This is a genomic window from Desertivirga arenae (assembly GCF_017355785.1).
Classification (GTDB): domain Bacteria; phylum Bacteroidota; class Bacteroidia; order Sphingobacteriales; family Sphingobacteriaceae; genus Desertivirga; species Desertivirga arenae.
Genome location: NZ_JAFEWE010000002.1, coordinates 117,766 through 141,187 on the forward strand (window position 1 = coordinate 117,766; position 23,422 = coordinate 141,187).

General features: G+C 39.0%; 25 protein-coding genes, 1 tRNA gene and 1 pseudogene. 9 read left to right on the forward strand and 18 right to left on the reverse strand.

Translation table 11 applies throughout. The features are described 5' to 3' along the window. Nucleotides 1–50: 50 nt before the first annotated feature. From J4N24_RS04420 to J4N24_RS04435, 4 genes and pseudogenes are all read right to left on the reverse strand, one after another. The gene (locus J4N24_RS04420; protein ID WP_207532445.1) at nt 51–530 is read right to left on the reverse strand and encodes a hypothetical protein; all 480 of its coding nucleotides are present in this window, start codon (nt 528–530) and stop codon (nt 51–53) included. Nucleotides 531–625: 95 nt separating this feature from the next. Next, nucleotides 626–1,231 (reverse strand): hypothetical protein, encoded by a 606-nt coding sequence (locus J4N24_RS04425; protein ID WP_207532446.1) that lies wholly within the window; start codon nt 1,229–1,231, stop codon nt 626–628. A 190-nt stretch (nt 1,232–1,421) separates the two neighbouring features. Next, nucleotides 1,422–1,784: pseudogene (locus tag J4N24_RS25825) on the reverse strand (DUF1016 N-terminal domain-containing protein); the annotation flags it as partial. Between the two features lie 151 nt (nt 1,785–1,935). Further along, complete coding sequence (locus tag J4N24_RS04435; protein WP_242691513.1) at nt 1,936–2,166, reverse strand: hypothetical protein; 231 nt, start codon at nt 2,164–2,166, stop codon at nt 1,936–1,938. 422 nt (nt 2,167–2,588) lie between these two features. On the opposite strand from J4N24_RS04435, the gene J4N24_RS04440 reads away from it, so the two are divergent. Further along, nucleotides 2,589–3,791 (forward strand): PAS domain-containing sensor histidine kinase, encoded by a 1,203-nt coding sequence (locus tag J4N24_RS04440; RefSeq protein WP_207532447.1) that lies wholly within the window; start codon nt 2,589–2,591, stop codon nt 3,789–3,791. Nucleotides 3,792–3,841: 50 nt separating this feature from the next. On the opposite strand, the gene J4N24_RS04445 is transcribed toward J4N24_RS04440, so the two are convergent. From J4N24_RS04445 to J4N24_RS04450, 3 genes are read right to left on the reverse strand one after another with little or no spacing between them, the layout of a single operon-like run. After that, the gene (locus J4N24_RS04445) at nt 3,842–4,159 is read right to left on the reverse strand and encodes a hypothetical protein (protein WP_207532448.1); all 318 of its coding nucleotides are present in this window, start codon (nt 4,157–4,159) and stop codon (nt 3,842–3,844) included. A 1-nt stretch (nt 4,160) separates the two neighbouring features. After that, the gene (locus tag J4N24_RS25670; RefSeq protein WP_256439345.1) at nt 4,161–4,295 is read right to left on the reverse strand and encodes a hypothetical protein; all 135 of its coding nucleotides are present in this window, start codon (nt 4,293–4,295) and stop codon (nt 4,161–4,163) included. A 2-nt stretch (nt 4,296–4,297) separates the two neighbouring features. Next, the gene (locus J4N24_RS04450; protein WP_207532449.1) at nt 4,298–4,687 is read right to left on the reverse strand and encodes a hypothetical protein; all 390 of its coding nucleotides are present in this window, start codon (nt 4,685–4,687) and stop codon (nt 4,298–4,300) included. A gap of 348 nt (nt 4,688–5,035) precedes the next feature. Between J4N24_RS04450 and J4N24_RS04455 the strand changes: the two genes are divergently transcribed. Beyond that, nucleotides 5,036–5,881, forward strand: a complete 846-nt coding sequence (locus J4N24_RS04455; protein ID WP_207532450.1) for a transglutaminase family protein — start codon at nt 5,036–5,038, stop codon at nt 5,879–5,881. 207 nt (nt 5,882–6,088) lie between these two features. On the opposite strand, the gene J4N24_RS04460 is transcribed toward J4N24_RS04455, so the two are convergent. Further along, entirely contained in the window at nt 6,089–7,231 is a 1,143-nt protein-coding gene (locus J4N24_RS04460; protein ID WP_207532451.1) for a PAS domain-containing sensor histidine kinase, read from the reverse strand. Between the two features lie 348 nt (nt 7,232–7,579). Here J4N24_RS04460 and J4N24_RS04465 point away from each other — a divergent pair, with 348 nt between their 5' ends. The 5 genes from J4N24_RS04465 to J4N24_RS04485 are packed head-to-tail and all read left to right on the forward strand — an operon-like array spanning nt 7,580 to nt 11,425. Further along, nucleotides 7,580–8,410 carry an STAS domain-containing protein gene (locus tag J4N24_RS04465; RefSeq protein ID WP_242691514.1) on the forward strand — a complete coding sequence of 277 codons (831 nt, stop codon included), beginning with the start codon at nt 7,580–7,582 and terminating at the stop codon, nt 8,408–8,410. Nucleotide 8,411: 1 nt separating this feature from the next. Beyond that, complete coding sequence (locus tag J4N24_RS04470) at nt 8,412–8,810, forward strand: STAS domain-containing protein (protein WP_207532453.1); 399 nt, start codon at nt 8,412–8,414, stop codon at nt 8,808–8,810. Next, nucleotides 8,811–9,224, forward strand: coding sequence for an anti-sigma regulatory factor (locus tag J4N24_RS04475; protein WP_207532454.1), 414 nt, complete (start codon nt 8,811–8,813; stop codon nt 9,222–9,224). After that, complete coding sequence (locus J4N24_RS04480) at nt 9,217–10,230, forward strand: PP2C family protein-serine/threonine phosphatase (RefSeq protein ID WP_207532455.1); 1,014 nt, start codon at nt 9,217–9,219, stop codon at nt 10,228–10,230. The genes J4N24_RS04475 and J4N24_RS04480 overlap by 8 nt, the downstream gene beginning before the upstream one ends. 1 nt (nt 10,231) lies before the next feature. Beyond that, nucleotides 10,232–11,425, forward strand: a complete 1,194-nt coding sequence (locus J4N24_RS04485) for a sensor histidine kinase (protein WP_207532456.1) — start codon at nt 10,232–10,234, stop codon at nt 11,423–11,425. A 38-nt stretch (nt 11,426–11,463) separates the two neighbouring features. Here J4N24_RS04485 and J4N24_RS04490 read toward each other — a convergent pair whose 3' ends face one another. Together J4N24_RS04490 and J4N24_RS04495 are read right to left on the reverse strand one after the other, a co-directional pair. Further along, nucleotides 11,464–11,649, reverse strand: a complete 186-nt coding sequence (locus tag J4N24_RS04490) for a hypothetical protein (RefSeq protein WP_207532457.1) — start codon at nt 11,647–11,649, stop codon at nt 11,464–11,466. A 68-nt stretch (nt 11,650–11,717) separates the two neighbouring features. Then, the gene (locus tag J4N24_RS04495; RefSeq protein WP_207532458.1) at nt 11,718–11,969 is read right to left on the reverse strand and encodes a hypothetical protein; all 252 of its coding nucleotides are present in this window, start codon (nt 11,967–11,969) and stop codon (nt 11,718–11,720) included. 215 nt (nt 11,970–12,184) lie between these two features. Between J4N24_RS04495 and J4N24_RS25675 the strand changes: the two genes are divergently transcribed. Together J4N24_RS25675 and J4N24_RS04500 are read left to right on the forward strand one after the other, a co-directional pair. Further along, nucleotides 12,185–12,307: a hypothetical protein gene (locus J4N24_RS25675; RefSeq protein ID WP_256439346.1), complete on the forward strand. Its 123-nt coding sequence runs from the start codon at nt 12,185–12,187 to the stop codon at nt 12,305–12,307. 1 nt (nt 12,308) lies between these two features. Next, on the forward strand, nt 12,309–12,623 hold the full coding sequence (locus J4N24_RS04500) for a hypothetical protein (protein WP_207532459.1): 315 nt from the start codon (nt 12,309–12,311) through the stop codon (nt 12,621–12,623). A 101-nt stretch (nt 12,624–12,724) separates the two neighbouring features. Here J4N24_RS04500 and J4N24_RS04505 read toward each other — a convergent pair whose 3' ends face one another. The 8 genes from J4N24_RS04505 to J4N24_RS04535 form a co-directional block, all read right to left on the reverse strand. Next, nucleotides 12,725–13,783 (reverse strand): fatty acid desaturase family protein, encoded by a 1,059-nt coding sequence (locus J4N24_RS04505; protein ID WP_207532460.1) that lies wholly within the window; start codon nt 13,781–13,783, stop codon nt 12,725–12,727. A 291-nt stretch (nt 13,784–14,074) separates the two neighbouring features. Then, on the reverse strand, nt 14,075–14,266 hold the full coding sequence (locus tag J4N24_RS04510; RefSeq protein ID WP_207532461.1) for a cold-shock protein: 192 nt from the start codon (nt 14,264–14,266) through the stop codon (nt 14,075–14,077). 217 nt (nt 14,267–14,483) lie between these two features. Further along, entirely contained in the window at nt 14,484–14,630 is a 147-nt protein-coding gene (locus J4N24_RS25965; protein ID WP_440131495.1) for a TOTE conflict system archaeo-eukaryotic primase domain-containing protein, read from the reverse strand. A gap of 64 nt (nt 14,631–14,694) precedes the next feature. Then, nucleotides 14,695–15,150 (reverse strand): TOTE conflict system archaeo-eukaryotic primase domain-containing protein, encoded by a 456-nt coding sequence (locus tag J4N24_RS04515; RefSeq protein WP_207532462.1) that lies wholly within the window; start codon nt 15,148–15,150, stop codon nt 14,695–14,697. Nucleotides 15,151–15,153: 3 nt separating this feature from the next. Further along, complete coding sequence (locus tag J4N24_RS04520; RefSeq protein WP_242691515.1) at nt 15,154–15,747, reverse strand: nucleotidyl transferase AbiEii/AbiGii toxin family protein; 594 nt, start codon at nt 15,745–15,747, stop codon at nt 15,154–15,156. A gap of 53 nt (nt 15,748–15,800) precedes the next feature. After that, nucleotides 15,801–16,304, reverse strand: coding sequence for a helix-turn-helix transcriptional regulator (locus tag J4N24_RS04525; RefSeq protein WP_207532464.1), 504 nt, complete (start codon nt 16,302–16,304; stop codon nt 15,801–15,803). Nucleotides 16,305–16,895: 591 nt separating this feature from the next. Then, nucleotides 16,896–16,969 (reverse strand) — tRNA-Ile (locus J4N24_RS04530). A 114-nt stretch (nt 16,970–17,083) separates the two neighbouring features. Then, on the reverse strand, nt 17,084–23,413 hold the full coding sequence (locus J4N24_RS04535) for an alpha-2-macroglobulin family protein (RefSeq protein WP_207532465.1): 6,330 nt from the start codon (nt 23,411–23,413) through the stop codon (nt 17,084–17,086). Between the last annotated feature and the right edge of the window lie 9 nt (nt 23,414–23,422).

Here is a 23,422-nt window from a genome sequence, read left to right on the forward strand (position 1 = left end):
AGGAGCTGTGTGTTAGCTCCTTTATAATATTTTCAATGCTACAGGCTTACCTATCGCAATAAACTATTCGGATCTTTTAAATACAACCGGATAAATTCATCGAAAGAACTGGCTACAGGTTGAAAGGCTCCCAATGTCTGGTACTCGGTATATATTTTATTATCTGTTTTGCTGAAACCGAATGAGCAAAGATTAATTGAATGATCGCAAAACCAGATTGCATCTGAAGAATGATATCCATCGCTATTTTCTTCTCTCATTCTATCAAGAGACCAAAAGGAGAACAGATTTTCATCCCATTCAAAATCTTCAAACCCATTAATCCTTAGTAAGTAATCTATGAAGAAGTCATCTTCAAACGAAAACTCAAATTCATTCTCGAACTGCCTGATAGTATGATAAGCAATGCCAGAATTTAAGCGGATATTTTTTCTGTCCCAATGGCTAATAAGTTCTTCCAACTTGTTTATGGGCGCTCGCTCTGAAGCTAAATGACTTTTTTTCCTGAATAAATTTCTCAAAAACCTCATATGCAACCCTTAATATTGTGGCAATTCCGCTTTTAAATTATACTTTTCAGCCGGAGATGGACTTGGCATATTTACTTATTTAAATGAATTATTAGCTATTCAATCTCCGGTAGTTGCCGTTCATCTTCACCGGGATAGTAATTTTTTTCAAGAAAGAATGCATATTTCATTAGATCATGTTTTGCGCCGACCGTTAAGTATTCTATATACTTTAAATTCTGAAGACTATTGTTCGTTTCATTGAATGCAGTTGAAGAAAGCAGGCTAATTAAAACATCCTTCTGTCTCCACCATTCTCTTATCAAATTCAAATTCCAGTGATCATTCCCATCAAAACCGTAGCTGCTAAACGGGTCAACATATGCAGCTGAAATAACTCCAAGCATTTCGTCTAGATTTCGTGGCTGCACAAAGATATGCTCTCTGCCATCGTGGTCATAAACAATATTATCAGGCGCCTCCTGTTGTCCTGTGCCGCAATTATCAGTAAATGAGGTATAGAAGGGGCCAGGAAAATTTAATGGGTCACGTTCCTTAAAGACAATGGATTGTTCCAGCAGTTCCTGTCTAAAATAGACCTTTTCTATGGCATGAAGAACACTCTTGTCAAACCTCCCGGAGTAAAGAATCTTTTCGATTTGACTTCCAAATTGATCTTTTACGCTGTTCTTTCTGGCATTCCAGTCTATCCGTTTATACATACGATGTTTTTATTATCAAAACAAATGTCACGGAACACAGTCAGTATTTCAACTTACTAAAATTTATACCGGATTACCTTAGGTTATAATGTAGTGTTTGTTCTTTATTTTAGCCGCAGAAAATGCAGCCTTCTTATATTCTTGACACATTTCTTTCAAAGCTTAAGCGTCTAAATTGGGCTACCACGCCTTACGGAAAAGCCTCGCAAAAGTCCATTCTTTTGATTTCAATTATTGACTTGGTCGATTCAGGAACGATATAAATAAATGATTGAATATGTGACCAACTTAATTGTCTCGACAGTGTCGAGACAATCTGCTCTTTAGGAAAAACTTCAAAAAAGCGGATACAATGTCTTAGTTGTTTTTCACTCCATCTATTCCCGAATTCAACAGTTAATTGTCGCGCCAACGTGGCGACAATCTGTTTCCCATATTCAGCACGTTGATTTTGTATGGTGTCTTCATTAATACGCTTCCCTATTTCCCAATAAAGAAGCGTAAGGGTAGAATTTACCGAAACTGCTATTTGTTTTTTGCTCTGTTCTATTAAAAGCTTTACTTCCTATAGCAGAAAATTCGAATTCAATTCATTACTCATAAAACATCTTTCTTAGCGGAATATTAGAGCGTCCCTTAAAGGGCATGAAAGTAATTAAATCTGACCTTTGTCCAAAGACGTAATCAAATTTCGTCTATTATCTTCAAGCTAATTTAAGCTTTCTAACCTCAATTTTACTCTGCGTATCTAGTTCCCTTAGCAACTCAACAACCTTTTCCTGCACCTCATCCACAATTTTCCAATCTTTAGCAATATAGATATCCGTAGTACGATGCCCTTCATCAACATGATTAAGAGCCAGAGCAACATCATCCTTACTCAAACGACAAGAATTACGAGCCAGGCTTGCAAAAGGATGCCTGAAATTTAACAAAATATGCTGTTGAAACTGACGGATTGCGATCGCAGTTTGCCAGTGCTGCGGAGCTTAAAAAACTGCGTTTAGAAACAAATAAGGCCGCTTTCCTTACGGAGAACAGCCTTATTTGTTCGTGCTCGCAACCGGGCATTTCTCGAACCATTTTATAGATGATTTAAGGAAATTAGCAAGCGTTGAAACAACTTCCCATCATTAAAATAGCGTAGCTTCCAATTGATCTCTCCACATAATGAACCTTTTTTGATAGTTAGAATAATCGTGAACAATACGACTAAAACCGGGGGGATTAGTTCCGGCAAGTGAAAGCAAAGGTGAAGGAACAAAAAAATAATTCCCACCTAATACCAGATGTGTGCGTTTTTGTGTTTAGATTAAAGTTGGCGCGAAGACATGACGCCCCTTTACAATCTATTAATATGGACAACACCCCGGAAAGAATCTCGACGCTTGAAAAAGAAAACTCTATCCTCCAGGCGACAATAAATTCTTTGCAAGAATATCAAAACGAGAGAGATGCTCTGCAAAAAGCTTACAATGAAAGCCAGGTTCGTTTCAGAACTATTTTTGAAGAGTCCTCACTGGGAAATAAGATTATCAATGAAGAATTGAACATAATTCAGATAAACAAAAGCTTGATTGATATATTGGGTTACAACGAAGAGGAACTGGTAGGAAGAAAGATAATAGAGTATACCCATCCAGATTATGTGCAGGGATGGGAGAAGTTAAGAAAAGAGTTATGGTCGAAGGAAAACGCTCGTACCTCCTTTAGTATTGACACATGTTTAATCAGGAAAGATAAATCGACCATCTGGTGCCATGTAAGTTCAATTATTTTTCATGATAATGGGGACCGACTTGGCTACACGATAATAGAAGATATTACTGACAGAAAGGAAGCTCAACGAATTAAAGATGAACTTTTAAAGCGCGACCATCTACTGGAGCTCAAAATCCAGGAACAAAAAAAGCAACAGGAATTGTTTCACGCTACGATTCGTGCCCAAGAAGAAGAAAGAGAGCGAATAGCAGAGCAGTTACATAATAGTTTAGGGCAATTGCTCTATGCTGCAAAACTCAACCTGGATCAAATAAAACCAGGCGAAGACCGAGAAATAAATGAGATAAACAGAAAGCAACTCAGTAAAACGGAAGGGCTTATAGCAGATTGTATTACTGAATGCAGAAGAACCTCCCATGGGTTATTGCCAATGATCTTAAAAGATTATGGTCTGCGGGCAGCAATCGCAGATCTATGTGAACAGTTGAACCCGGGTTTAAACATAAAATGGCAATTTAACAGCTCGCATGCCATTAAAGATAAGTATGTAGAAGTGGTAATCTTTAGAACAGTGCAGGAACTTTTATTAAATGTAGTGAAACATGCTGCTGCAACTAAAGCCTTCTGTAAAGTGGATATTTCTAAGAGCAGGATTTCCCTGTCAGTGGAAGATAATGGTAAGGGTTTTGACCCCGGCAAAATCGAGGGGAGAGGTATCGGGTTAACGGCGCTAAAAGGTAGAATCGAATTGATGGGCGGTACTTTGAATATCTCAAGTAATGTTAACGGGGGAACCGTAATCAGCATACAACTGCCCCGGGGAGTGTCTAAAGAATGACCGGTGAGTCAGTCAAAATAAATGCACCTCTAACATAAGGTGGTAGAGATTTAACGCAATCTGTTTCTGTTAAATGCAATCAGAAACTCCGGTGCAGTTGTCATGTGTTCCTGATGTCCGGACTGTTCAATATGTGGGTTCGCTTTGTGCAGCTTTGTTTTAACCAGTTGGTGAAGCTGAAGGAGCATTTCCGGAAGACCATTCTTTGATAGAGTTGGATGGAATTTTCTTTCAAGTTCAAGCTTTTGCGCGCTGGTCGCCAAGCAAAGGTCCCAGCCTTCGTCTGCTTTAAACCAATATTCCTGGGCACAATTACTTAAATCAAATAGATACATCCTGGCTTCAAATTCTACTGTCGTGCTTATCATCTTATTTCTTTTTACTTCCTGTTAATGGTTCAGCTTTTGAAACTGTTTTTTTACCTGACTGGTAGTCCGACATTGATTTCTTAGTTTCTTTACTGGCCGCCTTTTTGACGTTTTTTCCGCCTCTGTCTTTGCTCATAATTATTTAGTTACACTTGTTTTCATTAGTAGCCTGATTGCTGAATCTTTCAAATTCGTGTTTAAATCCTCGTAGTGATCAAAACGATATTGATAAAGCTTTTCTATACTCCCTGGTCCTTCAGCTATCAACGCGGCTATGTGTTTCAAAGCACCAGCCTTCGCCATTTCCATTGCATGTATCCGTTGTTCATAGCCGTAATACATATCTTTTTCCGAAGGCAGGGAATAAATACTATTTGGAAAAGAGCATTGCTCATCTACTAAATTTCCTGTTTGTGATCCCATTAAGCCGGGCCGAGGCACCCGAATAAAATCATTAAAGGATACTTCTGTTACCTTTGTGTCGTTTTTAAACACACGATAGAACTTGCTGAAACGATGTTTCTCCATAATTTTTCTGATTAAAGCAATGTTAAGATTAAAGAGTACCGAATCAGTTGGGTATTCCCTAAGTACGGGCAAAAGAGAGAGTTTGGTAGCTTTTTTCGTGAAGTTTAATTGATTCTAAAAGGCCAGGAAGAACCTTCGAAAACTTTCATCCTCCGTTTGGGAGTTTCTCTCATGAAGTTTTTTCTAAAGGTAACATTACTTTTGAGATTCCCCTGTATATTCCTGATTATTATTTATTAATTGCCTGTAGCTATTCCCGGGCAACAAAAGAAACTTAAACATCGGCAACTTTATCCTACTGCATTTTTAGTACCTTGCTGGTATTACATACCGTTCAAAGATCTACTATTGAAGTTCCATATCATTCACTCCACATCTTATTCTTACAGCAGAGAAGTATTTTTGTCTCCGCAAATTCTACGGTTAAAACCGTCCACCCATATCCACGCTATTATCAGAGATTATAAGCTGGTTTGTGAACCGCCACAAAAAAGCATCCATTGGCTGCAGGACGCTTTTGGAAACAGCCTTGCCCGTATAATATTTCCCGGTAGCCTTAATTCTTTATCTATTAATGTATCCTTTAATATTGAGCCTATAGATTTCGATCCTTTCGATTTTTATCTCGAAGATCAGGCCATGATTTTCCCTTTCGAATACGAGCCGGAAACCAAAAGGGCATTATGCGCCTACTTTGAAATTGCTGAATCAGGACCATTTCTAAAAGTTTTTCTTGAGGGGCTGAAGGTAGAAAATGTATCCACTGTTGATCTTTTGTTGCAGGTTAACAGGCGTATTTTTGAAACTATTGCTTACACAGAAAGAGAGGAAGCCGGCATTCAGACTTGTGAGGATTCTTTATCGGGTAAAACCGGAAGCTGTCGAGACGTCGCCTGGCTACTGGTTCAGGTATTACGTAATTTAAACATTGCTGCTCGTTTTGTTTCAGGCTACCTTCTTGAATCAGGAGAAGGGATAACAGACCGTATCTCTCTTCACGCCTGGACAGAAGTTTTTTTGCCGGGAGCGGGCTGGCGGGGCCTTGATCCAACAACCGGTTTATTCACAGGATCGGGACATATCCCTCTTGCCGTTAGTTCAAGCGCATCAGATGCCGCGCCCGTTTCGGGTAGTGTGAGTGAATGTGAGTCAAAACTTAGTTTTTCAAGTACGATCAAGCGGCTTTACAACTAGTAGTCCGCTTCTCTTAATATGCATGAGATAAACACATAAGAACAGGTCTTATCTGAACTTTTAGAACGTTAAGTATAAAAACTCTACTGATTAATTTTAATCCTATAAATAACGGCAAGTACAAATTGTATTTACTACAATAATATACTTAAGTGAGAATTGAGTGCTGCAAGTGCTTCTCTTAAGTAATAAGACTGTATAATCAGATCAAGGAAGTGGAAGACGAACGGCGGCAATAGCCCCTTTTCCTGGTGTAGACTTCAATTCGAAATTACCTTTTAACAAACTTATATTCCTTCTGATCCTGTCCAATCCAGTGCCTGCACCCTGAACTTCTTCAAGAATAAATCCTTTGCCATTGTCTTCAATTACAATTACCATTTCATATCCAATTTCTTTAATAGACAAACTACCAGTGGTCGCTTGCGAATGCTTCATGATATTGACCAGCAGCTCCTGCACAAGCCTGAAAACGATCATATCAAAATACTTATGAACCTTATAATTTGAAAAATGAATAGTACAACTGAAATCAATTGCCCAACGCGTCTCATCGCAGAGAGACTCAATGGCTGCTTTCAATCCAAAATCCTGTAGAATTGAGGGCATTAGTTGTTGAGAGATCAACCTACACTCACTAATAGAGGTGTGAAGAAGTTTACCTGCCTGATCAATTGCCAGATAATCGGTCTCTTTCCTGTTTCTAGAATTCACTTTGCTCAACTCCATTTGGGTAGCAAACAGTAATTGCGCTAAACTATTGGTAATTCCATCTGCAACTTGTTCCTTTTCTCTCTCCTGTGCGATGATAGTTTCCAGAAACTCTTTTTCCCTCAGTCTCTTATCGGTCTCTTCACGTTGCTTCCTTTCAGAAATGTCCTCGATAATGGTATATCCTAGTTTTTTTCCGTGGTCCTGAAAAACAATAGAAGTAATATGGCACCAAATTAAAGTCTTATCTTTTTTAATAATACAGGTATCAATGCTGAAACTCCGGCTTTCGTTTCTCCACAGCGCATTTCTTAACACTTCCCAGCGAACTTTAAAATCCGGATGTGATAATTCGCTGATATCGATTCCGACCAGCTCCTTCTCGGTGTATTGCAGAATATCAATTAGTGCTTTATTTGCTTTAATTATTCGGAGATCAGAATCAATGATTTTCTTGCCCAACACCGATTGGTCAAATACTGCCCGAAATTTCATGTTTCCCTTATAGATGTCTTCAACACGGCTTTTGTTTAATTCAACAGTTTCTAGGGCCTGCCTATGAGATGCTTCAAGGTACTTTATTTCGTTCTTTAATGCCTGAATTTCTTCGAGGTATTTTCTTTCGGTGTTTGTATTCAAAGTTCTTTTAATTAGAGTATTGATTTTTTCGCAAGCAAAAACTGCTGCAGGTATCCATAAAAACAACTCTCCAATTTGCCGGATCAAAGAACTTCTTTACTTAAGATAAACGCAAGTTATACTAGTAACGCTTTTTATTAGGATTCTGTTGTTTACCAGGGCTGTAGAAAATTTGATTTGCAGGTAGTCTCTAAATTCTAGTGTTTGTCAGGTTGGTGTTGAGTTCCAAAGATTAATTTTGGTAAATAGGCGAAGTCCTTATATTATTATCTACCTTGTGCCCCTTACCTCACATAAAAAATAGAAAACATGCCCTTTGATATTTCGATGATTCTTCAAAAGAAGAAAATGCAGATTCTTGAAATCTGGATTAAAAAACAATTGGAAAGTGCAGATCTGCGGGAAGACCTGTTCAGTAATGAAGATTTACGCGCATCCTGCGAGGAATTACTGGAAGTCTTGCTGTCTTCACTTAACGAAGACAATTTGACAAATCCGGCTTCAGCAGACTTTGACGAGGTTAACGAAATATTAGCCGGCATTTCTATTTCTCAAGCGAGGCAAGGGTTTAACCCCCGGGAAACTGCGCTTTTTGTATTTGGATTAAAAGAAAGCCTGATTGAAATCCTTCAGGAGGAAATTAAAGACCCCCAGGACCTGTTTACTAATTGCTTTAAACTTAACCGTTTACTTGACACGTTCAGTATAACCACTTTTGAGACCTTTATTAAGGGTCGAGAGGAAGTAATCTTAAGACAAACCGACGAAATTGCCGAGATTTCTACCCCTGTTATCCGAGTTTGGGACGGCATTTTAGCCCTGCCCATTATTGGAACTCTTGATAGCGCCCGCACCCAGGTTGTTATGGAAAACTTACTGGAGGAAATTGTGGCATCGGGAAGCAGCATAGCAATCCTTGATATTTCCGGAGTTCCGGCAGTAGATTCCCTGGTTGCGCAGCACCTTATTAAAACAGTTAGTGCTACCCGGTTAATGGGAGCCGAATGTATTATTAGTGGAATACGTCCGGAAATAGCACAAACGGTAGTGCACCTCGGTATTGACCTTTCGAATATTGTAACTAAAGCCACTCTGGCGAGCGCTCTGAAATTTGCTTTTCAGTCAATGAAATTAGAAGTTAAAAGAGTACAGAAGGATAACAGAAATATAGTTAGTTAAGATGGAGAGAATTCCTATTTTAAGGATGGGACATTACTTGCTGGTAACCATTCAGGTGGAGTTGTATGACAGGCTAGCGTTAAGTCTGGAAACAGATCTTGTTCAAATGGTTAATAAAACGTCAGCAAAAGGTGTATTAATTGATATTTCAGCAGTTGCCATAGTAGATTCTTTTATGGGTCGGATTATAGGGAATATAGCAAGTATGTCTAAGATATTGGATGCTCAAACGGTAGTAGTAGGAATGCAGCCGGCAGTGGCCATTACTCTGGTAGAATTAGGACTTTCCTTGCCTAATGTATTTACAGCTCTTGACGTGCAAAAGGGAATGGATCTTTTAGCCTCGATGATTGATGTGGAGCAGGAAGATTTCGATGATTACGAGGATAATAATTCTTAAATGATTGTAACACTGTCGAAGGATGTCATGAAGGTGGTAAAGGATCAGGATGTGGTACCCTTTCGCAATCGGGTAAAAGAGTATGCTGTAAAAATCAAAATGGGCTTAGTCAATCAAACCAAATTGATCACTGCAGCAAGCGAATTGGTTCGGAACATGCTCAAATATGCCTCGGGAGGCGAAATCCTTATTGAAATAATAACAAAGGGACGAGATAATGGCATCCGCCTTACCTTTAAAGATAAGGGTCCGGGAATTCCAGATATCGATCTGGCTATGAAAGACGGTTTTTCTACCGGAAAAAGTTTAGGGCTTGGATTGCCCGGAACTAAACGGCTGGTAAGCGAATTCGACATCAAAACTATTGTAGGTGAAGGCACTACAGTAAGAATAATAAAATGGGCTAATGGTTAATGCTACTCATCAAAGTTTCAGGGCAGATGACCGGAGCTACTTTTCTATCCTGAAAAAGGAAATTCATAAACAGGCACATGATGAAGGATACTCGGATAAGAGGATCGCTGAACTGGATATTATTATTTCAGAGCTCACTTCTAACCTACATAAGCATGCAGTTGACGGTGAAGTACTTTTTGCTAATATAAAAAGTGAGGCAGGAGACTATCTTGAAATTATCACTATTGACAATGGTCCGGGTATAAATGATGTTTCACGGATGATGGCTGATGGAATGTCAACTACAAACACGCTAGGACAGGGGCTCGGGAGCATAAAGAGACTTTCTGATACATTCGATATTTATAGCCAGAAGGATTGGGGCACCATTACTTTAAACCGCCTGTTGAAAGAGGCGAAAAAACAACGCAACCCCTTAATGTATGAGATACATGCACTCGTAGTTGCCAAGCCAGGCGAAACCCTAAGCGGAGATGGAACTTACTACAAAGTAACGCAGGAGTACTTTAAAATACTGATTGCTGACGGACTTGGGCATGGGCCTGAGGCTAATAAAGCGGTAAATGAGGCTGTTAATGCATTTAAAATTTGTCCATTTCACAGTCCTGTAGAAGTATTGCGATATATAGATTCTTCTATCAAAAGAACCCGGGGAATGGTAGGAACTGTTATTATTTATAACAGGAAGACAAATATCTGGAGTGTGGCGGGCGTGGGAAATATCTCCTGCAAGTTCGCGAATGGACTATCCTACAAGAACATCATGTCCTACAACGGCATTATTGGTCATAACATTCCAAGAACCATGCATGATCAGGAAATAGCACTTGCTGATTTTCCTCATTTTATTGCTTGTTCAGATGGGCTTAAGTCCAAATGGGAAAGCGCAAAGTATCCTCTGATAGGCAGATGCGATCCTTCTATACTGGCAGCAGCAATCTACAAGGATTTTGCAAGAAAAACAGATGACATGTCGGTGGTAATCGGCAAAGTAAAAAAATGATATGATTGAGATTGTTCGTGAAACTCTGGAAAATGAAATGGATCTGGTTCTTGCTCATAAAAAAGCTATGCGGCTGGCCGAACTCCTGGAGTTAACATTGACAACTCAAACAGTATTTGCTACGGCGATTTCAGAAATTTCAAGAGAAATTATTGAGAAAACCAACACAGGAATTCTAACTCTGGGCCTGATTTCGGAAGAGGGGAAATTCTCATTACAAGCCTCCATACTTTGTGGCGGAGAGGATTGTTACGATTCGGAAAATGAAGGGTTCAGGTACGCTAAGAAGCTTGTTGCCCATTATGAGGAGTATGTAAATGGCAATAATAAGCTCATTAATCTGCAGATTAAGCTACCTGCACTAGTCAAGATAACTCCTCCAAGGATAGAGAAGTTTATTTATTATTTTGAGCATCTGATGCCCTTCTCGCCGTACGAGACTATTAAGAGGCAAATCAGCTCAATAACTCAAAAATCTGAGGCCCAGGAGGAAGAACTGAGGAACTCGAAATCTCTGGACGATAAGAAGAACGAGTTTATATCCTTAGCAAGTCATGAACTTAAAACACCCGTTACCATAATTAAGGCTTTTGCTCAGCTGGCAAAAAAGTCGGGGCCAGATCATTGCAGCGCTACCGTACAAACCTTTATTTCCAAAATAGAAGATCAGGCAAGTAAGCTTACTTCCCTTATTCAGCAATTGTTAGACGTTTCTAAAATGGAAAGGGATACGCTGGACTACCAAATGGATGAAGCAAGTCTCAATGGGTATATAACAGAAACTCTGTCCATTTTACAGCACACAATTCCCCGTCAGGACCTGAAAATTAAACTTGGCGCTGATGTGCTTGTAAGATTGGATAAGTTCAGAATGGAGCAGGTCTTTTCTAATTTATTAGGGAATGCGTCCAAATATTCTGCAGAGTCTACGATCATTACAATTACTACAACCTCAACGATCAAGGAAGTTGTAATTGCAATAAAGGATGAAGGTATGGGAATGTCTGAAGAAGATCTGGTAAGGGTTTTTGATAAATTTCACCGGAACAAAGAAGTAATCAACAAATATTCAGGGCTCGGCATGGGATTGTACATTTCTTCAAGAATTATTGCCGGACATGGAGGACGAATCTGGGTAAAAAGTGAATTAAATAAAGGTTCCACCTTCTATTTTTCTATACCTCTCTCTTCCTGAACCGGTCCATACTTATCACTTCATACACGGACGCATGCTTATATTGGCTCTGTATGATACTTATTTACGACTACTTCCATGTCGTTATATGTCACTACCAACTGATGGACGCCTTTATAGTCAACAAAAACCATATAGGGTTGTTCTTTTTTAAATCCCGGAAACCCTTTTCCGGAATATCTTAGGTTCTGTCCGGGAACTAACTTTTTTTCTCTTTTTATCATAAAGTCTCTGTAACTGGTTCAAACAAGAACCAAAATATCACCCATAGCCTTACTTATTGTTTAAATTATTATCTCTGCTTGTTCCTGCAGTAGGTGTCAATTTCATCACCTAAGCGCTCTGAATCCTGCAACGTAAAGTCGCCTTGAATACATTCCCAGGTATCTTCAAATGTTTTATGTACAATGCCCAGTACTTCTGTATCTGTCAAAATTTTAAAAACGTTTTTTCCGTTATGTGTGATAGGTTCTACTAAAAAGTTACTTCTGTCGCGGTCTTCAAGATTGGCCCAGATAGTGAAAGTGTCGTCATTTGAGTTCATACTTAAAACAACTATCGCTTTTTCTTATTGTTTAATAAACTGGTGAATTAAATCCGGTTCAAAAAACATTCGCTTTAAAGATGGATTGTGGTATTTAAATCCTATCTTGTAATTCTTCGCTAAAGCAATTTTGCACTATTAAAAGGGGAATACCGCAGCCCTTCTATAATCATCTACTAAATATTCATCGCCTGTTAAGGGTTTAATCCAATTTTATGAGCAAAGACAAAAAGAAAGCTCCGAGCCTTTCTGAAAAATCAAAAACGTCCGATTATCAAAAGGATAAGAGTACACCTGCAAAAGCAGAACTAGTTTCAAACAAGAAAAACAAGAAGTAGGATGTTAGATCAACTTTCAGATAAGTCAGTGCGCACCTTCGTATACGAACTGAAGAACTGCGCCATTGAATATGGCTTTAAAGCAGAATCATGGATAATAAAAATGGCTACGGCTCTGGATAAAAAGAATATGGAAAAATTATTTTATCCCATGTTATTTATCCCTGTGCTTCCGGAAACTTCAATAGAAATGCTGCAGTTAGTGTCTGTTCGGCTCAAGTCAGAATCAGTTAACGAACATCACGATACGGCTTTCGAGACTTCCAGCCTCAACTGCCGATTTCTCGTGGCGTATCATCCTGATAGAAAAGTTTAGTTCCTTTATTTTTGAAAAAACACCCTTGTCTATAGGGTGTTTTTTAATAAAATCTTTAGACCCCACATCTTGTAAGGTAGCTATAAGGGACCTATTCAATTTCAGGTGCTAAGCTTCTTCAAATGAATAACGTGTGATACGAAAGCACGGAGCATGCTCTTATGTTCAAGGTAAGTAATGCCAAATTCTTTACATGTTTCTTTAACCAACCGGTTTATCTGCCGATAATGAATATGACTGATGCCAGGAAATAAATGATGTTCTACCTGGAAGTTTAAGCCTCCCAAAAACCATGATACCAAACGACTTTTTGTAGAAAAGTTAGCAGTAGTATTTATCTGGTGCACAGCCCATTCCTTCTGTATCTTATTCGATTCCTTATCGGGTTCCGGAAACTGTGTGCCTTCCACTACATGGGCGAGCTGGAATACCATACTGATAGAAAACCCACACGCAATTCCAACAATCAGGTATCCGGCAATCGCTTTTAGAAAACCAACAGTGATAATGGGGATAATTAAATAGACCGTGATATATAAAATTTTGGTAATCCAGAATATCCACTGTTGTTTTGAATCAAACTTCCGCTGATCATCCACCTTTTTTAGCCTGAAGTACTTTTCGAAATCCTGGAACAATACCCAAACCACGTAAGAGATTCCATAGAGGGCGACCCAATAAATGTGCTGAAATCTATGATACTTTTTACTGGCTTGTTCTTTATGCATTCTCATAAAGCGTATATCAATATCGTGGTCCAGGCCTTCAATATTGGTATAGGTATGGTGCTCCACATTGTGGCGCTGCTTCCAGAAATAAATAGTCCCGCCTAAAGCATTTAGTGCGTACGCTGAAGCTTCGTTAAGCCATTTGAATCTGGAAAAGCTGCCGTGACCTCCTTCATGCATAATGTTGAAGCCGATAAAGGCGAGGTTACACCCAAGCAACGCGCATAAGAGCACTGAAAGCAAGGCATTTGGCGTAAAGAACACGAGAGTTATATAAATGGTAATAGCAGAGATACAAAGTAAACAAGCTTTCAGCAGAAGTTGCCAGCCTCCTGACACAGGAAGTCTATTGTTCCTGAAATAGGCATTTACTTTTTCTTTCAATGCTTTGTGAAAAACAGGGTTGTTATTTTTAAAGGTGATTTTATTCATCAAGGGCAGAAATTTTGTTCGGGGGATATTTATGTGTAAATATAACGTAGATAATGGGGAAAATATGTTGCAGGAACAGTTATAATAATTTTAAATTATTTTCCGTTTTTCTGGTTAAAAAAGGGCAAACCAGTAAGCCTTTAACTGACAAAACAATGTTGGCAGATCATTACAGAAGATGTATCAAAAGCAGTAGGCCTGTTTTCTTGAGCAATTAATTGCCAAACCCAATTCCATAAAAAAAGCATCCTCCGGTTATGGAGAATGCTTCACGATTATGATATAGTGTTTTTAAGCTACTGTTACATTTACCGCATTAGGACCTTTACGGCCTTGTTCTACCTCATACTCAACACTGTCGTTTTCACGGATGTTGTCTCTAAGGCCAGAAGAATGAACGAAGATTTCGCTGCCACCATTAGTTGGTGTAATAAATCCGAAACCTTTAGTTTCATTGAAAAATTTTACTGTTCCTTTTTGCATTATATTTTATGTTATTCTTCAAAGGTATTATAATTATTTGATTATCAAAGTTTTTTATTAGATTTTGGCATTGTGGGCTGTAGTCATGAAGACATTAATCAAGATAACTTACTGCAGGGCAAGCTAAAGTAAAAAAAAGTTCCTTTGCCAACTTCTTTTTCAAACCAATTTCTCCTCCCGCCCTTTTTCCGTCCCCAATTTACCCTTTTATACCGCTTTAAAAAATATCCCGCCACTGCAAATATTTACATTCTACCGGATCTATAAAACAGCTATTACCTTGCTCTAAGCTTAGTTGATTAAGTGGCAGCGCTATCAGATTACCTAATCCTTTACCAGAAAGAGTATTCTGATTGGGAAACAGACGATCGAAACTTGAGTTTTGTCAAAGATAGAGACGCTTCCTGATTGCTCTAGTAGTGAAAGTATTATCCTCCTGCTTTTGAAGCTGTATATGGCTCTTCAAAAAATATCCATATATGTCCGCCATTGCCCGAGCGCGAGCGTTCGAGATAGGCTGGAATGCTATACTCGTTACAGATTCTTAAAAAATTCCGGCATTCATTTAGCCAGTCCGCTTCATCAAAATCCGCGGCTATTAACCATGAAGTATTGTCTGTGAGTAAGGGATACACTCCTGCAACTTGCTTTCCTGCAAGATGGTTTATTAACTCCTGATCTGTTAATGGCTTATATGTTTTATCCTGAAATGTTTGGAATGTTCCTCCTTTTGCCTGATGGATTCTGTAGCGGTGCGAGTCGTAACTAAAGACCGGGATATAATTGCCTTTGCCGTTCTTTTCCCATCTTACAGCAAACACATCTTCCCTTGCCTTAAATAGAGATTTGAAAAGACTGAGTTGCTCTGGAATTATAGAAGACATCTACTAAGATCGTTCGTTAATAGCCTCTTCTATATCCTCTTTAATTAAATCCCAATCCTTACCGAGTAAACAGTGAGGGTCTGGATCTAAATCTGCTTCCTCAAAATCAGTTAAGTTACTTATAATCTTTGCTGCCTCATGTGTCCACTCGGAACGACTTTTATGTATTTCCAACATATCGTTTATATCATAAGTTCGGAGCAATTCATGCAGATCCCAGAAATCCTTCTTTCGCCCACCATTCTGAATAACATCCAGTTTCATCCCTACAATATCATGCAAAGAAGCTAGTCTGATATCATCTTTAACAATATAAGGATCAATAAATGGGTCCATAGAATAATAAATATCAAGCTTAATTATTTCAGTAGGACTATTTCCTATTAGATAGGATTTTCCAAAGGCAGGGTTATCTCCAAAGTTTCCGGATACAAAATTAAAAGAGTTCTTCAGGAAGTTTTCAATGATCTCGAAGTCTACACTTCCATAAGAAGCATCTGTAAAGAGATCAATGTCAACAGACATTCTATGTCCAAGATGTAAGCTTAATGCAGTTCCTCCAACAAGCCTAAAATCCCGAAGTTCTTCTGCGTTCATTAATGTTAACAGGCTTGACTTTAATAAGTCATTTACAGTATTCCAATAAAGCATTACCGAACTTTTAAATGTCCCATTACATGGATTTCACCCGTAGGGAATTTTTGACTTAGTACAGCATTTACTTTTTCCAACCCATAAAATCTCGTAATCTCTTCTTTCTCTGCTTCATTACCACGCTCGAACACTCTTTGAATAACAAATTTAGAATGCTTCTCCCAGTCGATCCGGTTTATATCTGTATCCCAAAAAAGGATACTTCGGAGCATTGAAAGATTAGGATGGAACTTTCTTCTCTCGGCTTCAAGCTTGATTTTGGCCTCGTAATACTGCTGCAGTTCCATAAAGGTGCCTGTATCAATTCCTAAGGCTTTCTCTGCTTTAGTGGCGATGGAAGGATCTAGAGAAATTTCGCCATGTGCAATAGCCTCAATAGTACGCTGGTCCTCCTGAATTGAAAAGGCAAAGGAAGTTATACTAAGCTTTCTTTTTCTTAGCTCATGATCCAGAATAGCTCCTGGACGAATTCCTTTGTATTTTTCAAGGTGCGAAAGCATATTCAAATTTAAGGTTTATTGTTCAATTATTGTTCCATGTAAATTTCCTAAGTATTTAAACTAATGGAAAAAGCCGATGTTTTATAACAAAGACATACAAAATGGAACATCTTTTAAACTTACTGGAATTAGTCTCATTCCCTCACTTATTGGTAAATGAAGATAAAATTATTATGGGGAATAATAATTTTTTACCTGCTATGCTTCAGATCCTTATTTCCGTATGCTGCTAAAAATGCATTAGAAAACTCAAATATTTTTAACAGAAGCATTCTTGAGCGAAATTATAAGCTAGCATTGACCTATAAACAATGGGCATATCCTTGTGTGGTACTTTTTATTACTGTTTTCCATGTTGTTATTTCAACAGGCCATGCTTTTGCTAAATTAATAGCGATGATTTAGAGTTCCTAGATTCATAGAAGACTTGCTAGTGATAAGTTTGGATATTAAAACAGTCTTATCTGTCACTACTTGGTAAGTACTATTATTAATTCCGCTGTTTGGATTGCTTGAAGATATTTCTATCAACCCTCCCTATGATACCTTATAAAATAAGAAAAGCTCCCATTTCTGGAAGCTTCTATTGAGTGCGCCCACCTGGGCTCGAACCAGGGACCAAAAGATTATGAGTCTTCTACTCTAACCGACTGAGCTATAGGCGCTGCTATTTTGTTAGCGTGTGCAAATGTAGTTATTCATTTGAATTATTCAAAAATGAATTAAATGATTTCTGTAAGGCGCTGAATTTGATGGAGAAAAATTTCTATTTGCATTATTTATCGTATCTCAAACAACCCTCCATTGGTGTGTGAACTAACTTCAGGAGCATAGATACTTTGAATTGTGGCTACTCCAGAATTGAATATCCCTGATTGTACAGCTCGAAGATTGTATTCAAACCTATAGCTCCCTTTTGGAAGCTGGCTGATAAAGAAGTTAGTGGAAGCATCCTTAGTTACCTGGTAATAGTACAACCTATCTTCATATTTAAAGCCTGATAAAACATTTTCTGGTTCAGTTCCTGATGGCCTCAGGTCTTTTAAATGCACATACTCCAAATTTCTTTCATTATCAAGGTACAGTATTACTTTGATAGTACTTCCGGGCGAAGGCTTGATAATTCCCTTTAACTCTTCATATACTACCCCATTCTCGGTTTTCTTTTCTATAAAGTATTTGCGCTGAAGGAACAATCCTGAATGAGCAGGTCTAATCTCAGAGGCTTTCTGCTGGTATTGCCAGTGCAGGGCCGCAAAGTTCAGACTGGTTCCGGTATTTTTAATTCTGACTTTCGCGAGCTCAGGCTTGATATCCGTATTCCAATTGGTCTTTAGGTAACCTGTTGCAGTTTCTGCTTTTAATGAAGGTTTAAGTTTCATCAGATCTTCATCGCCAAGACTGATCTGAGAAGTACCTGAGTGGGCTGAAATTGTCGTTTCATATAATAAAGCTTGAATCGCAGCAGCGGTAGCTTTGGTACTTTCCCAGGCCGCAACGCGTTTATTACATAATAGCCATACCTTCATCTCTTCTACAGCAGCTTTATTATTAGTACATTCTGAGAATACTTTAATCAGGAGGGCTTGTGTCTCTATTGGTGACTGAATAACCGACATTCCCGCCTTATTTCCTTGCCAGAACATTCCCAGCTCAGCACTTCTTGTTGCACTTTCTTCGAGGGATTTCACAATTCTATCACTCAGTTCTGTATCTCCATACCTCCGGGCAATAAGGGCAATCTTTGCCTTTCCTGAAAGGCCCTCTTCTACCCAACGTGTCTGAACGGAGTTCAAGAAGTAATCCTTCGCTTTACTTAAATCGTTACCCAAAAGCTTTTCAGGAAAATAGCTACGGGCAAACCACCCTTCAATATCTGCCTGATACCCTTCCTTCCCACGGTTCCGGTAATCGTTCAGGAGCTCCGATTCCACGTACTTCAGCAAGCCTTCTTTAACGCCTTTCAATTCTTCGTCACCCTGCTTCACCAAGAATTTTAACTCACCGAATCCTGTTAATAGATACTTGCTGATGTAGGGATCACCGTAACGACTGCCAGAAAACCATGAAAACGCTCCATTAGACATTTGAGCTCTTTTCAGCTTCTCTGCATTTTCAGCAAGGCCTGCGCTTACTTTATTCAAGTCAAATAAAAGAGCTATTCGCCTTTTCTGCTCCTCTTCATCCTGAACGTCTTTAAGCCAGGGAGTTTCCTCAATCAAAACAGATTTAAGCTCTTTATTCTTTTCGAGGTCAGAAAGTAAAGCAGAACTGCTTGCCGCTTTCCATTGATTAAATACCTGTTGAATAATTTTATATTTACTGACTATATCAGAGGCAAAACGATTAGCAAAATAACGGTTGAAGATCTGTTCGGAGCATTCGTAAGGATACTCTATTAGGTAAGGCAGAGCCTGGATTGCAGACCACGAAGTATTTTGGGTGAATTCGAACGCGAGGTTAATACTCTCCCTGCTACTGCTTTTGCTGTTGAAAAGTCTCTCTAAAACAAAGGTCTTATCCTCTCCTGACCGTACGATCATTGGCATGGACTCTGTAATTTGTAACTTGTCTGGCAATACCGGAATTATATTTTCTTCTGCATCAGTATGGGTTCCGGTTACCGCACTTATTTTATAAGTAAGCGTGTTTATTTTTTCCGGGACCTTAAATTTATAGGAAAGTGCTGTCGCTCCATTTCCAAAGATCGAGAAGCTCTTATTGACTTCTGAACTCTCCAATAAATTGATATGCTCTTTCTTTGCGGGATCGTAGATCTCGAGTTCAGCCCTGCCTTTAATTTTTTCGGAACCCAGGTTTACAACCCTTGCTTGTACTGTAATAAAGTCTCCCTCCCTGAAAAATCTTGGCATGTTTGCAGAAACCATCAGTTTCTTCTGAGTGAGTACTTCAATCTCACCGTACCCGCTTTCCATCTCCTTATTATGGGCAAAAGCTCGGAACTTCCAGGAAGTCAAAGATTCAGGCATTGTAAAGTCGAAGGATACTTCCCCTTTTGCATCGGCTAACAAGTGCGGATAGAAGAAGGCAGTTTCGTTAAAGTTCTTCCGTACCTGAATTTCCAATTTATCAGGAGGAGGCAATAGCGGTAAAGGCGGTGCTTTGAGTTCGATATTTGCAACCTCATAAACTGCATTATCTTCTACAACTAAAGCTTGTAGGGAAGGTGGTGTCGCTCCTACTGGCTGGTCAATCCTTACTTCTGCATTTGGATCTCCTTCTAAGGTTTTCACCCCTGGATCTTTAATGGACATCCCGTTGCCAAATTGGATCAGTAGAGGAAATCCTTTCAATGGCCTGATTCGTTTATCTTTAAAGTATTTACAGCTAACAATAAGGTCGCGTCCTACAGGCACCCGCAGTTTGAAGTAGCCGTTTTTATCTACCGAAGTAACAAAAGAGGACCCGTCGATCCTTATATTTATCCAAGGATATGCTAGTGCTGTGTGAATTACTTTCCCAACTACGTCAAAGCCGTTTTTGAATAGCAGTAAATTCCTTCTATAAGCGGCATCAACAACAGTTCTGTTATTTTTAGTCTTGTTAGCCTTATGCTCCAAATCTTCGAATGGTTCATCATAGGTATAGTAAAAATTTCTATAACTTGAAGGGTGATCGTTTATTTTCTCATATATCGACTTATCCATCTCTGCGAAGTACTCATCTTCATCCAGCGCGTTTGAAGAGAACAGAGACTGGAAGTCTGAAGTGTTCCATTGGTAATAAAAACTATTATAGACTGGCTGCAAAAACGGCTGGGTCCAGCCACCGGTCTTTTTTAACCCATCTAAAGAGGAATCATACATACTTACCAATACTTCTGAATCGCTGATTCCTCCTCTTTGTTTAGAAACCGATAACCTCCAATTTTCTTTAGCACCAGGTTCAACTTTGTTCCGGTAAGTAAGTAATTTGACGTTTAAGTTTTGCCTTTGAGCTTGCATATGAAACTCTTTTTGCCAGGTTAGGACAGTGTTATCAACCACGGCAAGGAATTGAACATTAAAGTCACTTGTCCCATTTATAGGAAGACTGACCTCGCCGTTGCGGGCATCCGGGTTGAGCCATTGTGAATAAATGATTTCGGCGCCTTTATAAACCTCTGCCAGAAGCATGTAGCTTCCCTTAACGCGGACAGCAAAACTTATTCTATTATCCTTTGAGGGTTTCTCTCCCAGAGAAACTATCCATTTACCGGAACGGTTTGGATTTCCAAATTCTACCCGACTAGCATTAGGGTAATAAACGGCCGAGGAGGTGTCCCCTTTCTCATTTTCAGCAAAAAGCTTCAGACAATAGCCACTCATCTTAAACCTCGATAAGTTTCTTAGGTTGATAATACCCTGAAGCCCTGACCTTATGATTATAACCGTATCTGATACCATTTTACCAAGGGTCCCATTCGAAAGTTTAGGCTCGATATAGCTATAAGAAGGGAAATTGCTTAAAAAATCAATCTTAGGAATTATCATGGTATCAGGATGAGCCCATAGACGTCTCCGGTATGCTGTATCAGGTGATACCAGTTCGTATAAAAATGCTTTGATCTTTCCGGACTGAGGCGTTCCGTTTAAATTACTTAAGCTAACCGGAATAGAAACGGTATCCTGCAAGACATCTTCTTCAGGCATTATTGCGCTTATACTCAAGAGTTTTTCACCTACTGTGACTGATGATTTTGCAGTATGGGTTTCACCAGTTGAAGAAATTGACGAAATCGCAATATTGTAATTATAAACCATGTCTGGCGATTGCTCTTGCCTATTAATCAAAGCTTTAAAGGGAATAACAAAATCACCTGAGGTGTTAGTAATAACGGTATCAGAAGCAATCTTTATCTCATTATTTTCCGCAACCATGTCATTTTCTATTTCAGAAAAAAAAGGATAACCTCCCAATGCGCGTGTTCTTACAATCGAATAAGCAACTTTCGTATTTGCAAGACCATATCCGGCTAAAGCCTTCACTGTTCCTCTAACCTTAACCGAGTCATTAAACCGGTAGCTTTCTTTAATGGGTTGGACAGCTATAGAAAAAGTCGGACGTTTATATTCTTCAACCTGTACAGACAGTACTCCCCATGTAGTGCGTAACCAGTACTCTCCATTTATTGCATCTTCAGGAATCTCGAAAGAACCACTAAATGTGCCGAAATCATTAGTTTTAAAATCCTTTACCCCCACTCTACTTCTGTTACCCCAGCTCCAAAATTCAACCTCGACATTTGTACCTTTTGAAATAAACGAGCGTTTGTTCACAGTACTGGTCATCAAGCCTTTAAAATACAATTTTTGTCCTGGACGGTAAATACTTCGATCTGAAAAGAAAGTCACATTAGGAACAGGCGTAGGATCAGCATCTTTACGATTTAAGGTGTTACCAGAAATACCAACATCACTAACTTCAATACTATCTACACCCTTCTTAATTTTAACGGTTAAATTACCATAATCACCAAAGCTTACTTTACCCAAATCATTAGTCTTCCAGATTCCAATAAGTTCAGGTTTATTTTTTCTCCAATCACGGCGGGTGACCTTTACCATAGCTCCAGAAACTGGTTTACCTGAATATCTGTCCAGAACAAGAACCTCCTTTGTTTTATCAGGCTTTTGTCTTGCAACAAAAGAAAGCCTGGTAACAGTAAAATGCACTAGATGCGTCAGAGAAAGTTCGTCAGAATTGGCATCTATGACTAAGGCTGCATGGTCACCAATCTGCCGAGGTAACATTTGAAATTCCGTTCGATGATCTTTAAAGTCCTTAAAATCCGGTAGATCTACCGCAAATTGCTCCCCCGTGGTTTTCTTATTGAAGAAGTCTAACAATAGCTGGTAATCTTTTGCGTTTGGTTTATACTTCCCTCTGATGTTTTGTTCAATCGTATTCAGTTGTTTTTTTTCTAGTGGAGAAAGCTTTATCACTTTGACAAATACCTTTTTCACATTTCTGTAAGAGATTGAGGCCAGTATCCTTTGATTTGGAATATTATACTTTTCAATTTCTACAATCATTTGCCTGTTCTCAATTTCTCGGATCATTCCTTTCGCATTAGAGATAGCAAATAACTTCCCGTCCAGATCCGTTGCTTTTTGCGCGTAAAAGCGAGACCTAATTAGATCCCTGCTATTCTTGTAATATTCGGCCAGCAAGCACAACGCTTCTGCTTTTAAATTACCTTTCTGCACATCCACGATCTTCTGCAACGCCCGGACATATAAAGTGTCTTTCTCCGGTAAAACACTTTCCTGGAACAGAAAAGCAAGTCGTTTTAAATCAACATCAATAAGTGCTTCCGGGTCTTTATCCTTCAAATGAAATTGAGTAAGCTGCTGCAAAACTTTAAAACCCTCGTAATAGGTAGAGGCTGTATCTGCCGTTATTATCTGGTAAGAGGCCAAAGCTCCATTATCACTAAATAATTCAGGATCATTTAAAGTAAACGGCAACTTTGGTCGGGTTACAGCCGGTTCCTCATTCAGAAAAAACTCCAGACTTCTGTGAGCAAGAAGATCATATAAAGTAGGGCGCAAACGGCGTGTAAGGGTATCTCCTTCGAGGATCTCATTGTATTTCCCGATAGGAATTTCCTGTAATCTATCTCTATTGCTTATTGATTGCTTATAAAACTTGCTGGTCTCATTAATCAGGGCCTGGATTCCCCACTTACTAATATCCGGCCCAGGTTCATCAAGAGTACTTCTACTATTGATATCGTAACGATTACGCTGGTAATACTTCCAGTAGGTTTCGGCAAGTAAGGATTGCAGGATCCGATTTTCAGGGAAGTCAGCCTTTTCAATATCTTTCTTTAACTGGTTAACGATAGGATTAATCTCCTCATCTTCAATTTCTTCAATTAGTTTAATCCGGTAAACTGCTGCTTCGACAAGCCAAAACCCTTTTTTGTCTTTCAGCTGATCTATAGCATTGATCTTCTTTAAAGCCAACTGAGGCCTGCCAACAATGATTAAAGAATCTGCCTGAAAAATTAAAGTGCGGTAAGCTGCCTCTTGTGCAACAGAATTTGTGAATAACAGGGCAAGGAAGGATAACAATAGAGCTTTATGGAATGAGAATTTGAGCATGTTTAGGAA

What these genes read in the sequence shown, in the direction of transcription:
- J4N24_RS04420 (WP_207532445.1), bottom strand. Translation starts at nt 530, where the DNA reads ATGAGGTTTTTGAGAAATTTATTCAGGAAAAAAAGTCATTTAGCTTCA.
- J4N24_RS04425 (WP_207532446.1), bottom strand. Translation starts at nt 1,231, where the DNA reads ATGTATAAACGGATAGACTGGAATGCCAGAAAGAACAGCGTAAAAGAT.
- J4N24_RS04440 (WP_207532447.1), top strand. Translation starts at nt 2,589, where the DNA reads ATGGACAACACCCCGGAAAGAATCTCGACGCTTGAAAAAGAAAACTCT.
- J4N24_RS04445 (WP_207532448.1), bottom strand. Translation starts at nt 4,159, where the DNA reads ATGATAAGCACGACAGTAGAATTTGAAGCCAGGATGTATCTATTTGAT.
- J4N24_RS25670 (WP_256439345.1), bottom strand. Translation starts at nt 4,295, where the DNA reads ATGAGCAAAGACAGAGGCGGAAAAAACGTCAAAAAGGCGGCCAGTAAA.
- J4N24_RS04450 (WP_207532449.1), bottom strand. Translation starts at nt 4,687, where the DNA reads ATGGAGAAACATCGTTTCAGCAAGTTCTATCGTGTGTTTAAAAACGAC.
- J4N24_RS04465 (WP_242691514.1), top strand. Translation starts at nt 7,580, where the DNA reads ATGCAGATTCTTGAAATCTGGATTAAAAAACAATTGGAAAGTGCAGAT.
- J4N24_RS04470 (WP_207532453.1), top strand. Translation starts at nt 8,412, where the DNA reads ATGGAGAGAATTCCTATTTTAAGGATGGGACATTACTTGCTGGTAACC.
- J4N24_RS04475 (WP_207532454.1), top strand. Translation starts at nt 8,811, where the DNA reads ATGATTGTAACACTGTCGAAGGATGTCATGAAGGTGGTAAAGGATCAG.
- J4N24_RS04480 (WP_207532455.1), top strand. Translation starts at nt 9,217, where the DNA reads ATGGTTAATGCTACTCATCAAAGTTTCAGGGCAGATGACCGGAGCTAC.
- J4N24_RS04485 (WP_207532456.1), top strand. Translation starts at nt 10,232, where the DNA reads ATGATTGAGATTGTTCGTGAAACTCTGGAAAATGAAATGGATCTGGTT.
- J4N24_RS04490 (WP_207532457.1), bottom strand. Translation starts at nt 11,649, where the DNA reads ATGATAAAAAGAGAAAAAAAGTTAGTTCCCGGACAGAACCTAAGATAT.
- J4N24_RS04495 (WP_207532458.1), bottom strand. Translation starts at nt 11,969, where the DNA reads ATGAACTCAAATGACGACACTTTCACTATCTGGGCCAATCTTGAAGAC.
- J4N24_RS25675 (WP_256439346.1), top strand. Translation starts at nt 12,185, where the DNA reads ATGAGCAAAGACAAAAAGAAAGCTCCGAGCCTTTCTGAAAAATCAAAA.
- J4N24_RS04500 (WP_207532459.1), top strand. Translation starts at nt 12,309, where the DNA reads ATGTTAGATCAACTTTCAGATAAGTCAGTGCGCACCTTCGTATACGAA.
- J4N24_RS04505 (WP_207532460.1), bottom strand. Translation starts at nt 13,783, where the DNA reads ATGAATAAAATCACCTTTAAAAATAACAACCCTGTTTTTCACAAAGCA.
- J4N24_RS04510 (WP_207532461.1), bottom strand. Translation starts at nt 14,266, where the DNA reads ATGCAAAAAGGAACAGTAAAATTTTTCAATGAAACTAAAGGTTTCGGA.
- J4N24_RS04515 (WP_207532462.1), bottom strand. Translation starts at nt 15,150, where the DNA reads ATGTCTTCTATAATTCCAGAGCAACTCAGTCTTTTCAAATCTCTATTT.
- J4N24_RS04520 (WP_242691515.1), bottom strand. Translation starts at nt 15,747, where the DNA reads ATGAACGCAGAAGAACTTCGGGATTTTAGGCTTGTTGGAGGAACTGCA.
- J4N24_RS04525 (WP_207532464.1), bottom strand. Translation starts at nt 16,304, where the DNA reads ATGCTTTCGCACCTTGAAAAATACAAAGGAATTCGTCCAGGAGCTATT.
- J4N24_RS04535 (WP_207532465.1), bottom strand. Translation starts at nt 23,413, where the DNA reads ATGCTCAAATTCTCATTCCATAAAGCTCTATTGTTATCCTTCCTTGCC.